Source organism: Paludibaculum fermentans (genome assembly GCF_015277775.1).
GTDB lineage: Bacteria > Acidobacteriota > Terriglobia > Bryobacterales > Bryobacteraceae > Paludibaculum > Paludibaculum fermentans.
Genome location: NZ_CP063849.1, coordinates 549,761 through 562,065, shown reverse-complemented (window position 1 = coordinate 562,065; position 12,305 = coordinate 549,761). Strand labels below are relative to the sequence as shown.

Here is a 12,305-nt window from a genome sequence, read left to right as displayed (position 1 = left end):
ATCCTTGGATATCGGGCCGAGGCGGTATCCGGGTGCACCGGGTAGCCGGGCGGGCCGCTGCTTAGCGCTTCGCCCGCCGCAATATGAGCGGTGGCTGCGGGCCGCCGCGTCCAGGGCCGAAACCGGCGCCGAACGACGGATCCGTGCCGCCGGGCGGAGGACCGATGGCGGGGCGGGGTCCGGTGGACGCCGGCGGGTCCATGCCCGGGCCGCCCCTGCGCGGCGGAGTGCTGCGCGCCAACTCGATACGGTCGCCCTGGATCGTGCCTGTGTAGGTTGTCGCGCCGGCACGGAAGGAGATGCGGGAGCCGTCCACCTTCCCATCCTGGATGGGTCCGCCTGTGGGGCCGCCACCGAAACCGCCGGTAGCGGCCGAATCCACAGCTCCTGTCAGAACGCCACCGTCCTGGCGGAACGTGAAGACCATGTCGACATTGCCGCCCGCCAGCGCCATCGGGTTGCCGGCGGTGGACGCTGCGAGCGCCGCCGCGGGCCGCCACAGACCAGAGACGCCCGAGCCGTTGGGGACTTCGCGCTCCCAGGCCGGCACCTGCGGTCTCAGCTGAACGGCCTTGGCCGTGATGGTGGCCGTGGCTCCGGTGAGTCCCGGAGACGCCGCTTCCACTGTGATCTCGCCGGCTGTGTTGGACGATTGGACGATCGCCATGCAGAGCCCGGCGAAGGCCTTGCGCGTCGAACCGGGATCGGGCTCATGATTCGTGGGATCGCCATTGCCGGTACCGGCCACGCGGCCCGGCCCACTCACTTGGAAGCTGACGGAATTGTCGGTGACGGGCACGACGCGGCCCTGGGCGTCCTGGACTTCCACGACGCAGACCACGGTATCTTCTCCGTCGGCCGCGCACTGCAGGCGGTCCGGCCGCAGGACGAGCCTGGCCGCGGGACCGGTGGTCTCGCGTTTGGCGCTCATCACCTGTTTGCCGCCCTGGTAGCCGCGGGCTTCCAGTGTGCCGGGCGCGTACTTCACTGTCCAGGCGAGGTGCTGATCCTTCTGCATGTCCTTAGCGCCCAGGCTTTGACCATTGTGGAACAGCTCCACGCGATCCATGTTCGAGTGCACCCAGACGGCGATCTCCTGCCCCTCCAGGCCAGGCCAGTTCCAATGCGGAAACAGGTGCAGCACCGGCTTGTTGGTCCACCAGGCCTGGTAGTAGTAGAAGGAGTCTTTCGGGAAGCCGCAAGTGTCGATGATGCCGTATTGCGAGCTGATGTTCGGCCACTGGTAGGGTGAGGGCTCGCCGCGATAGTCGAAACCGGTCCATACGAAGCCGCCGGAGATGTAGGGTCGTGCGCTGACGAAGCGCCACCAGCCTTCGGCCGAGGCGCGGCCGGTGGTGGTGTAGGGGTCGTAGGAGCCGACGGTCCCTTTCGTCCGGTCCGTCACGTAAGCGCCGCGGGTGGCGACCGCACTGACGTTTTCCGTGCCCAGAATCGCGACCTTCGGGTTGTTCCTGTGCCACGCCTCGGCCTGCGGGTCGGCGTAGTTGTAACCCATCACGTCGCAGACCGCGAGTCCGCCTTTGCCCATATAGTCGCCCGCGGGCGGCGGTGCGATGGAGATGGGCCGAGAGGTGTCGTGCCGCAGGGCGGTCTGCTTCATCGAGGTGAGGATCTTGAGGCCGGTCCCGGTGATCGAGATGCTTTCCTCATTGCCCATCGACCAGATGAAGACGCTGGGGTGGTTGCGGTCGCGCCGGATCATGTTCTCAAACTGGGCAAGCCCGTCGGGGTTGGAAGACAGCATGCGCGTCTCGTCGAGCACCAGCATGCCGAGTTCGTCGCAGGCGTCAAGGAGCTCGGTGGTGGGCGGATTGTGGGAGGTGCGGATGCCGTTGCAGCCCATCTCCTGCAGTTTGCGGACGCGGAAATGCTGCAGAGAGTCGGGCAGCGCCACTCCGACTCCGGCGTGATCCTGGTGGTTGCAGGTGCCCTTCACCTTTACGGGCTTGCCATTCAGCAGGAAGCCCTGGCCGGGGTCGAACTTGAGGTCGCGGATGCCGAAGCGGGTTTCGTAGCGGTCGGTGACGATTCCGCCGGCTTCGACCTCGCTGACGACCTTGTAGAGGTTGCGCTGCTCCAGGGACCACAGCGCCGGTTGGCGGACGGCCGCCTGTTGTTCAAAGGAGTGTTCGCGCAGGGCGGCCACCGCGGCCGGCGGGGTGGCGGACTTCGCGACCTCCTTGCCGGCGGGATCGAAGATGGTCGAGATGACGCGCACGATGGCGGCGCTCTTCGACTGGTTCTCGATCTCGGTCCGGATGGCGACGGAGGCCTGTCCGGGAGTGATTTTCGCGACGGCGAGCGTGCCCCACTTCTTGACGTGGACCGGAGCGGTTTTGACCAGCCAGACGTGGCGGTAGATTCCGGCGCCCTCGTAGAACCAGCCGTCGCTGAGGGTCGCATCGACGCGGACCAGCAGGACGTTCGGCTCTCCGGGCAATGCGAAATCGGTCAGGTCGAAGCTGAAGGGGTCGTAGCCGCCGCTATGCCGGCCGATGTAATAGCCATTGAAGACGACCATGGTTTCGCGGTAGGCGCCGTCGAACTCGACTGTGATCCGCCTGCCCGCGTCGGAGGCTGGGATGTCGAGAACCCGGCGGTACCAGCCCACGCTGGTTTCGGGGTAGTCGCGGCCGAGCGGATAGGAACCCTTGCTGGCGAGCGCGGGGTCGTTCTTGAAGGGCAGTTCGATGGCCCAGTCGTGGGGCAGGTCCACGGGTTTCCAGTCGCTGTCGTCGAAGGCGAGGTTGCTGGGGGCAAGGAATCCACCAGACTTCTGGAAGCCGCCGGAGCGCCCGGCGCCGAAGCCGAAGTCCTTGGCCGCGTCGTTCGCATGACCGAAGTGGAAGCGCCAACCGAAGTCGAGCAGCAGCCGGTCGCGCAGTCCGTCCTGGCGCGGGGCAGGCTGCGCTTGAGGGGCGGCTTCGAGGATGCCGGCCGCAGCGGGCACAGCCAGGCCGCTTTTCATCACGTGACGGCGGGTTACTTTCATGCGGATCTCCTGAAGCGGGCAAGGGTTCACGGGACGTCGACGGCCCAAGGGAGGGGCGGCCGGGGTGGCGCTCCGGACAGGGTCAAGGGGAGTGCACCCGCAGGGTGACTGTATACCCGGCCTGGAGTCAGTTCAAGTACCGGACGGTCCTGCCCAGGCACGTCCCGGACAGGGCCGGGACGTGCCTGGGCAGCCGCGAACATGATGATATGCTTAGGCGTTTACGACAGGACCCGCGATGAACGACGACCCCATGGCAGCAGAGGCGAACACTCAGTTCCCTGCTCCATCCACGACAGTTGGCGCGCTGTTACCGGCGGGCATCGATGCCGGCCGGGTGCGAGCTGAGCTCGAACGGATCGTCATTAGCCCCGCCTTCCGTACCAGTAGGCGCACGTGCAGTCTATTGAGGCACATCATCGAATGCGCATTGAGCGGGAACATTGAGGACCTGAAGGAGCGCAGGATCGGGGCCGATGTCTTCGACCGGCCGGTGGACTACGACACGAACAGCGACCACATCGTGCGCAGCGTGGCGGGCGAAGTGCGGCGGCGGCTGGGACAGTATTACGCGCAATCCGGGACGGACTCGGAGATGCGGATCGACCTGCTGGCCGGATCGTACGTTCCGCAGTTCCGCATGGTTGGTGAACAGCCCGTGCCGGCAGCTGCGGCGGCGCTGCCTGCGGTGGCGATGGAAACCAAGGCTCGCACCTGGGGTTGGTGGCCGCCCGCGGTGGTGCTGGCGATTTGCACCGTGGCGTTGGTGGTTTGGATAGCGAGCCGTGCCGGAGGCAGGGCGACTGCGTTGGAGGGATTCTGGAAGCCTCTGTATTCCGCCTCGACTCCGGTGCTGCTCTGCGTGCCCGGAGGTGGCTCCGGACCGAATGCGACGGAGGTCCAGGAGCCTGGCACGGTGATTGATTTCGCCCTGGCTCCGTCGCGCCGCATCCACGTCTACGATGCGATGGTGTTGGCCGAGGTGACCGGGTTGCTGCGGGCGAACGGCAAGGCGTACAGACTGCTGAACCGGGCGGGAGCGACGTCGTTCCGGGACCTGCAATCGGGCCCATTTGTGCTGATTGGCAGCTTGAACAACGAGTGGTCCCTGCGGCTCACAAAGGACTTCCGGTTCAGCATTGTCTCGAACGGCAGCGGTGCCCGGGTGGTGGACAAGCAGGACCCTTCGAACGAAGCGTGGCGTGTGGAACCGAATACACCGATCGAGCAGATGCGCCGGGATTACGCGATTGTGTCCAGGTTCCGCGATTCTCAGACGGAGCAGACGGCTGTGATCCTGGCCGGTATCGGCCCGTGGGGGAGCCTGGCTTCAGGCGAGTTCGTCACCAACCCGGAGTACCTGAAGAAGCTGGCGGGCTTTGTGCCGGCGAACTGGCGGAAGAGGAATCTGCAGGTGGTGATCTCGACGGATGTCATCCACGGCAGCTCGGGGCCGCCCAACATCCTCGCCGCGCAATTGTTCTGAAAGAGGCGATGGCCGCGAGGGTCCAATAGAGCGGTCCGGCTCTTGACTTGCTGCAGTTCATTTGATGCGATGGTGCTCACTTTATGAGCAAGCCGCTGTCCCGCTTTCTCGCCCTCCTGCTCTCCGGCATGGCCGGAATCGCCGCGCAGCCTCGCGCTGACCGTGCTCCCGCCTCGAAAGGCGGTGCTTTCGCCACCAAGCACTACCGGAATCTGTTCCTGGAAGCCGGGCATCCGCAGAAGGAGATCTCGGCGAAGATCCAGGGTGCGTTCCAACAGTTGTTCCATGGTGATGCTGAGACGCAGACGGTGTACTACGCGGCGGGCCAGAACGTGAATGGCCCGTTGGCTTATGTCAGCGACATCAACAACCACGACGTGCGTTCGGAAGGCATGTCGTACGGGATGATGATCGCGGTGCAGCTCGACAGGAAGGCCGAGTTCGACGCGCTGTGGAACTGGTCGAAGACCTATATGTACCAGGCTTCGCCGACGCACCCGTCGTATGGGTTCTTCTCGTGGTCGATGAAGCTGGACGGGACACCGAACAGCGAGTCACCGGCTCCGGATGGGGAAGAATACTGGGCGATGGCGCTGTACTTCGCCTCCGGGCGATGGGGCAACGGCAAGGGCATTTACGACTATCGCGCCGAGGCCGACCGTCTGCTGGACAGCATGAAGAATCGCAAGATCATCGACGGGCCGACGAATCGAGGCGCGGAGACCGGCGGGCCTGAGTTTCATCCCGAGCACAAGATGGTACGGTTCACTCCGAACCTGCGGCGTCCAGACCATACGGATCCCTCTTATCATTTGCCTGCGTTCTACGAACTCTGGGCACGTTGGGGACCCGCGGCGGACCGGCCGTTCTGGGCGGCTGCCGCCCAGGTGAGCCGCGACTACCTGCAGAAGGCAACGCATCCGGTGACGGCGCTGGCTCCGAACTACGCCAATTACGATGGCACGCCCGTGCCTGGCGCCGGCGGACAGAACGGCAACTTCGGGCCGGATGCCTGGCGCACGGCGGCGAACTGGGGCGTGGACTGGTCGTGGTGGGCCGCCGATCCGCGGGAGCGCGAGTTGAGCGACAAGATCCAGGCGTTCTTTGAAGCGCAGGGCATCGACGCTTACGTCAACCGGTACACCCTGGACGGCAAATCGCTGGGCGGCTCGCACTCCACCGCACTCGTGGCGGCGAATGCGGTGACGAGCCTGGCGGCCACGGACCGGGAGCGGGCGGCGCGTTTCGTCGAGGCGCTGTGGAAGGCGGAGATCCCTGCCGGCCGCTACCGCTACTACGACGGCATGTGGTACCTGATGGGCCTGCTCCATGTGAGCGGCGAATTCCGCATCTGGCCGCCGAAATAACAATGCCAAAAATTAAAGCACTCCGCTGGTGGATGATCGGCCTGATCATGCTGGGGTCGGTGATCAACTACCTCACCCGAAGCACGCTGGCCGTGGCCGCTCCCACGCTGCTGCAGGAACTGCATATCAGCGCGAAGGAGTATTCCTGGATGGTCGGGGCGTTTCAGGGCGCTATTATGGCGCAGCCCCTTTGCGGCTATGTGCTGGACGTGTTGGGGCTCAAGATGGGCTTTGCGATCTTCGCGGTCACCTGGTCGCTGGTGAACATGGCGCACTCTCTGGCCGGCAGCTGGCAGGCTCTGGCCTGGCTGCGCGGCGCGCTCGGCTTCGCCGAAGGATCCGCCAATCCGGCGGGGATGAAAGCCACGTCCGAGTGGTTCCCGGCGAAGGAGCGCGGCCTGGCGGGCGGCATCTATAACATCGGAGCCTCGGTGGGCTCGATGCTGGCGCCGCCCCTGGTGGCATGGGCCATCCTGGCGTACAACTGGCGAGCGGCGTTCGTGATCACCGGCGCGTTGGGCCTGGTTTGGGTGGCGCTCTGGCTGTTCCTGTATCAACCGCCGGACCGGCATCCCGCGCTTTCCAGCGAGGAGAAAGCCTACATTGCGGCCGGGCAGGAGAAGCACCTGCAGAGCGACGGATCCCGGCCGTCGCTGGGCAAGATCCTGGTGCAGCGGAACTTCTGGGGCATCGCGTTGCCGCGGTTCCTGGCCGATCCGACGTGGGGCACGTTGAGCTTCTGGCTGCCGCTCTACCTGAGCACCGTCCGCCACATGGACCTGAAGCATATCGCCATGTTCGCCTGGCTGCCGTTCCTGGCGGCCGACTTCGGCTGTGTGTTCGGAGGCCTGGTGGCGATGCGGCTGCAGAAGATGGCGGGCCTCAGCCTGATCAACGCGCGGCGCTGCGCGTTCACGCTGGGGGCGGTGCTGATGCTGGGGGTCGGGTTCGTCGGCTTCGTGGAAAGCCCGTATGCGGCGATTGCGCTGCTGAGCCTGGCCGGCTTCGCGCATCAAACCTTGTCGGTGACCGTGATCACGATGGCGTCTGACCTGTTTCGCAAGAACGAAGTAGCTACCGCGGCTGGGATGGCTGGAACGTTCGGCAATGCGGGCCTGCTGATCTTCTCGCTGATGATCGGCGGGCTGGTCGCCACGGTCGGCTATACGCCGTTCTTTATCTGCCTGGGCCTGCTGGATCTGCTGGGCGCCGCTGTGCTGTGGACGCTGGTGCGCGAACGCCGGGCGGAGGGACTGGACGACGCGAAGGGAGCAAGCTAAGCATGGCTGAAGAGGCCGCAATCATCCGAAACCCGATCCTGCCCGGATTCAATCCGGATCCCTCCATCGTCCGGGTTGGGGACGACTACTACATTGCTACGTCCACCTTCGAGTGGTTTCCCGGGGTGCAGATTTACCACTCCCGTGACCTGGTCCACTGGCGGCTGGTGGGGCGTCCGCTCAACAGGGCGAGCCAGTTGAATATGCTGGGCGATCCCGACTCGTGCGGGGTCTGGGCGCCATGTCTCAGCTACGCGGACGGCCTGTACTGGCTGATCTACACGGATGTGAAGCGGTACGGCCGGACGACGCAGGGCGGGTCCGCCGGCGCGTCGCTGCGGGATACGCATAACTACCTGGTGACCAGCCCGAGCATCGAGGGAGAATGGTCGGACCCGGTTTACCTGAACAGCAGCGGCTTCGATCCCTCGCTGTTTCACGACGACGACGGCCGGAAGTATCTGGTCAATATGCGCTGGGATCACCGGCCCGGCAGCAACCGCTTTTCCGGGATCGCCTTGCAGGAGTACTCGCCGGCCAGGCGCGCGTTGACCGGGCCGGTCCACAACATCTTCCGTGGAACGCCGATCGGGTTTACCGAGGCTCCGCATCTGTACAAGCGCAATGGATACTACTATCTGTTGACCGCGGAAGGGGGCACCGGCTGGGGCCACGCCGTGACCATGGCGCGCTCGCGCGTACTGACGGGCCCGTATGAACTGCATCCCGACGTATATATCCTGACGGCCCGTCACCGGCCGGATGTCGAACTGCAGCGCGCCGGGCACGCTGACCTGGTGGAGACAGCAGCCGGCGAGACGTATATGGTCCATCTATGCGGGCGGCCCATCCGCAATCGGGGGCGCTGTACGTTGGGGCGGGAGACCGCGATTCAGCGCATGGCCTGGTCAGAGGACGATTGGCTGCGTACCGGCGACGGCACTGGAATCCCGCTCATGGAAGTGGCCGCGCCGGAATTGCCCCAACGGGAGTTCCCTGCCTCGCCCGAGCGCGAGGATTTCGACTGCCCGGCTCTGCCGCTGGACTTCCAATGGCTGCGCTCGCCCTGGCCCGAGGAACTCTTCAGCCTGACGGACCGGCCTGGCTACCTGCGTCTGTACGGCCGAGAGACGATCGGCAGCCTGTTCCGGCAGTCGCTGGTGGCGCGGCGGCAGCAGTCGCATTGTTATAGTGCCGAGACCTCGCTGGAGTTTCAGCCGGAAGGGTTCGCGCAGATGGCCGGGCTGGTCTGCTATTACAACGGCAGCAAGTTCCACTACCTGTATGTGTCACACGATGAGGAGATCGGGAAGCACGTGCGCGTGATGTCCTGCCTGCCCGACCAGGTGCAATCGGATGTGTTCAGTGCCGCGGTTGCGATCCCCGAAGGTGTGCCGATCGAACTGCGTGTTGAATTGGATTACGAACGGCTGTACTTCGCTTTCCGTGCGGGCGGCGGCGCATGGCGCAGGCTGCCGGGGCTGCTCGATGCGAGCATTCTGTCGGACGAGGCCGCGGCCGCGGGCACTCCCAATTTCACGGGTGCATTTGTGGGGGTCTGCTGCCAGGATACGGCGGGTACGCGGTGTCCGGCTGACTTCGACCACTTCACTTACCGGGAGCGGGCGTATTGCGAGGATCCTTTCGCTGAAGGGTGAATTCGCTGGGCGCACCAGGGGCACGCCGGCAATTGGGGAAGGGGCTCTCCGCCTTCCACTGGCGCGGAGAGCCCTGCTTCCTTGAGTTCGCCGTCACATGGATGAGGTGGCCTTCTGGCCCTTCACCTGCAACTCGTTGACGACCTGCTGGACGTTGACCACCGCGGTGGCGACATCCTGGGCGTGCGTACGCTTTGCCTGTGAATCCACTGACCCGCTGAGTGTGACGACGCGGTTCTTGACAGAGATCTTCACCGCGTCATCGAGCCGGGCCTGCACGAGGGCGGCATGAAGATTCTTCTCAATGCCAGTGTCGAGGTCAGAGTTGATTGTCTTGGCTTCGCTTTCGACGCCGGGCGGCAGAACCGCGATTTCATTCGCCACAACCTGGGCGCCGGCGAGGGACTTGGCGAGGGCTTCCGCCTGCGCTTTATCGGCTTCCTGAGCCACATGTCCGCTTAGGGTGACAACCCCCTTGTCCCGATTCTGTTTGACCGAAACATCCTTGTAGCCGGCCTTGTCCAGAGAGGCGCGGACGCTGTCGGTGACATCGACAGTCTTGGTGCTCTCCGTGGAGCAACCGGTGATCGCGCCTGCGAAGGCCAGGGCGAAGATAAGCGAGTACGAGCCGAGAGTCTTCATAGGTGTCCTTTCCATTGTTCGAATCCAACGCTATCGTCCGATGCACGAGCAGGGCCACTCCGCGTGGGCCGGGGCAATTGACTGATGCCGAAGGGATGACCATTGGACTCGATGGCAGGACATGGCTCTCCGGAGCACGTACCGGAGAAATGATTACAGCCGCGAACCCAAAAATGACCGGCCAGGTATCGAGGGATCCCCGGCATTTATTGCCGAACGGGGAACTTTGTGGGCCGCGTATCTGACTGTCTGCCGTCATCTGACCAGATCTCGTCGGTAGCGCACGGTGGATCAGGAGGACCGGGCAGGAGTGGAACGCCGATGTTTCCGTTGCTCCGGCGGAGGTGAACTGTCATGCTCCATACGCCAAGGTGCGCCCAGGCAGCGCCGATCAACTGAATGAGGGGCACATCGGATCGTGCGTCGTCGTGGGCGGATCCCAGGCGCGATGACGGATTCCTTAAGCTCGCCGGGGTTTAACTGGTTGGCGCAAGGCGTGCACTCACAAGCAGGTGGCGAGCTGAAAGCGGCAACCAGCCGCCGGCGCGCCACACCGTTGAGGGTCACTGCTCCGTTAACTCCAGTGCTCGCTCCGGGGGTCGAAATTGGAATCCATGAGTGAAAGGTTGTTCAGCAAATGGGAAAGATCATCGGTATCGATTTAGGCACTACTAACTCCGCGGTTTGTGTTCTGGAGGCCGGCCAGCCCACCGTCATTGCCAACCAGGAGGGGGCCCGAACTACACCGTCCGTCGTGGCCTTCACCAAGACGGGGGAGCGCCTTGTCGGCCAGATTGCCAAACGGCAAGCGGTCACCAACCCGGCGAACACCATCTTCTCGATCAAACGGTTCATGGGGCGCCGCTTTGACGAGGTCAGTGAAGAGATGAAGATGGTGCCCTTCAAGGTGGTCAGCGGCGAGAATGGCGACGCGCGGGTGGAGATCGCCGGCAAGAAATACTCGCCCTCTGAGATCTCCGCAATGATCCTTACGAAGCTGAAGGAAGCGGCAGAGGCCTACCTGGGCGGCAAAGTCACGCAGGCCGTGATTACCGTACCCGCCTATTTCAATGACGCGCAGCGCCAGGCGACCAAGGATGCCGGCAAGATCGCCGGTCTCGAAGTCCTGCGGATCATCAACGAGCCGACCGCGGCCGCATTGGCTTACGGACTCGATAAGAAGAAAGACGAGACCATCGCCGTCTATGACTTTGGCGGCGGCACCTTCGATATTTCGATCCTCACGGTTGGCGAGGGGCTAGTCGAAGTCAAGTCCACCAACGGGGATACCCATTTGGGCGGAGACAATATCGACCAGCGGATCATCGACTGGATCGTGGCGGAGTTCAAAAAGGAGAATCAGGTCGATCTGTCCAAGGATCCGATGGCGCTGCAGCGTTTGAAGGAAGCGGCCGAGAAGGCCAAGATGGAGCTGTCCACGCTGTTGGAAGTGGAAATCAACCTGCCGTTTGTGACCGCCGACGCCACTGGCCCCAAGCACCTGACCTTGAAGCTGACGCGGGCCCGTTTCGAGCAGATGGTGGAAGACATCATCCAGCGATCAGTGGGCCCCTGCAAGCAGGCTCTTGCCGATGCGGAAGTGACGCCGCAACAGCTCGCCGAAGTGGTCCTGGTGGGCGGACAGACGCGCATGCCGCGAATCCAGACGCTGGTTCGTGAGCTCTTCGGCAGAGAGCCGCACAAGGGTGTGAACCCGGACGAAGTGGTGGCCATCGGCGCCGCGATCCAGGGCGGCGTGCTGGGCGGAGAGGTCAAGGACGTCCTGCTGCTGGATGTCACGCCGTTGTCGTTGGGTATCGAGACGATGGGCGGCGTGTTCACCAAGCTGATCGAACGCAACACAACCATTCCGACGCGCAAGAGCGAGACCTTCTCCACGGCTACTGAGAACCAGCCGTCGGTGGAGATCAAGGTCCACCAGGGCGAGCGCGCCATGGCCCGTGACAACAGGCTGCTGGGCGTGTTCCAACTCGGCAACATCCCTCCGGCTCCGCGCGGCCTGCCGAAAATTGAAGTGACCTTCGATATCGATGCGAACGGCATCCTCAGCGTCGCGGCGAAGGACACGGCGACCCAGAACGAACAGAAGATCACGATCACGGCTTCTTCCGGGCTCTCGAAGGCCGATGTGGATCAGTTGACCAGGGATGCCGAATCACACGCGGCCGATGACCGCACGCTACGCGACAACATCGAGGCCAAGAACAAGGCCGACGCCATGGTCTACAACGTTGAGAAGACGCTGAAGGAGCATCGCGGCAGCATCGGCGAGGCAGGCGCGAAGGAGATCGAGTTGGCCATTGAAGAGACCAGGAAGGCCATCGGCGAGAACGACGCGGTGCGGCTCACGGCCGCCACTGACCGGCTGACGGCCGCCAGCCACAAGTTGGCCGAAGCGATGTACAAATCCTCCGCTCAGCCCGGCGCCCAGGCTCCGCCACCCAATGGCGGCGCAAACGGCCAGAAGAACGCTGCAAAGGATGATGTGGTCGACGCCGAGTTCGTCGACATCGGGCAGTAGGAGAGAGGAGCAGGCAGGGGTAACGGCGCCTGGGTTATCGCAGGCGCTCACCCGCCGAAGTGGACTGCAACGCGCTCACGCGCAACTTCCCTGTGGCCGACGCCGCGGTTGAACTTGCGTGAGAGCGCGTCCGGTGTTGTCGATGGCAGGATGCTGACGGTCTGCAACTCGCCCGGGTTGTGCGTGGTGGCAGAGCTCGCGGCAATCTTCAAGCAAGCAGCGGCCTATCACCTGGGCCGCTCCGCTGAAGTAGTTCATCGGCAGGGCCGTCCAGCCGGAGGCCTGTGTGGAATCGCGCTTGTCCGAGACACGACGGC

Annotated in this window: 7 protein-coding genes; 5 read left to right on the top strand and 2 right to left on the bottom strand. The window is 64.1% G+C overall.

Going from position 1 to position 12,305, the window contains the following annotated elements; all coding sequences use genetic code 11:
* Window positions 1–61 precede the first annotated feature (61 nt).
* Window positions 62–3,013 (bottom strand): beta-galactosidase GalA, encoded by a 2,952-nt coding sequence (galA, locus tag IRI77_RS02205; RefSeq protein ID WP_194450457.1) that lies wholly within the window; start codon window positions 3,011–3,013, stop codon window positions 62–64.
* 430 nt (window positions 3,014–3,443) lie between these two features.
* Here galA and IRI77_RS02200 point away from each other — a divergent pair, with 430 nt between their 5' ends.
* The 4 genes from IRI77_RS02200 to IRI77_RS02185 all read left to right on the top strand — a co-directional run bounded on the left by IRI77_RS02200 (window position 3,444) and on the right by IRI77_RS02185 (window position 8,804).
* Window positions 3,444–4,499 carry a hypothetical protein gene (locus tag IRI77_RS02200; protein WP_194450456.1) on the top strand — a complete coding sequence of 352 codons (1,056 nt, stop codon included), beginning with the start codon at window positions 3,444–3,446 and terminating at the stop codon, window positions 4,497–4,499.
* An 83-nt stretch (window positions 4,500–4,582) separates the two neighbouring features.
* Complete coding sequence (locus IRI77_RS02195) at window positions 4,583–5,866, top strand: glycosyl hydrolase family 8 (RefSeq protein WP_194450455.1); 1,284 nt, start codon at window positions 4,583–4,585, stop codon at window positions 5,864–5,866.
* A 2-nt stretch (window positions 5,867–5,868) separates the two neighbouring features.
* Entirely contained in the window at window positions 5,869–7,146 is a 1,278-nt protein-coding gene (locus tag IRI77_RS02190) for an MFS transporter (protein WP_194450454.1), read from the top strand.
* 2 nt (window positions 7,147–7,148) lie between these two features.
* Window positions 7,149–8,804 carry a glycoside hydrolase family 43 protein gene (locus tag IRI77_RS02185; RefSeq protein ID WP_194450453.1) on the top strand — a complete coding sequence of 552 codons (1,656 nt, stop codon included), beginning with the start codon at window positions 7,149–7,151 and terminating at the stop codon, window positions 8,802–8,804.
* Between the two features lie 93 nt (window positions 8,805–8,897).
* Here the strand turns inward: IRI77_RS02185 and IRI77_RS02180 are convergent, their stop codons facing one another.
* Entirely contained in the window at window positions 8,898–9,446 is a 549-nt protein-coding gene (locus IRI77_RS02180; protein ID WP_194450452.1) for a BON domain-containing protein, read from the bottom strand.
* A 637-nt stretch (window positions 9,447–10,083) separates the two neighbouring features.
* On the opposite strand from IRI77_RS02180, the gene dnaK reads away from it, so the two are divergent.
* Window positions 10,084–11,988: a molecular chaperone DnaK gene (gene dnaK / locus IRI77_RS02175; RefSeq protein WP_194450451.1), complete on the top strand. Its 1,905-nt coding sequence runs from the start codon at window positions 10,084–10,086 to the stop codon at window positions 11,986–11,988.
* The last annotated feature ends 317 nt before the right edge of the window (window positions 11,989–12,305 follow it).

What these genes read in the sequence shown, in the direction of transcription:
- IRI77_RS02190 (WP_194450454.1), top strand. Translation starts at nt 5,869, where the DNA reads ATGCCAAAAATTAAAGCACTCCGCTGGTGGATGATCGGCCTGATCATG.
- IRI77_RS02185 (WP_194450453.1), top strand. Translation starts at nt 7,149, where the DNA reads ATGGCTGAAGAGGCCGCAATCATCCGAAACCCGATCCTGCCCGGATTC.
- galA (WP_194450457.1), bottom strand. Translation starts at nt 3,013, where the DNA reads ATGAAAGTAACCCGCCGTCACGTGATGAAAAGCGGCCTGGCTGTGCCC.
- IRI77_RS02180 (WP_194450452.1), bottom strand. Translation starts at nt 9,446, where the DNA reads ATGAAGACTCTCGGCTCGTACTCGCTTATCTTCGCCCTGGCCTTCGCA.
- IRI77_RS02195 (WP_194450455.1), top strand. Translation starts at nt 4,583, where the DNA reads ATGAGCAAGCCGCTGTCCCGCTTTCTCGCCCTCCTGCTCTCCGGCATG.
- dnaK (WP_194450451.1), top strand. Translation starts at nt 10,084, where the DNA reads ATGGGAAAGATCATCGGTATCGATTTAGGCACTACTAACTCCGCGGTT.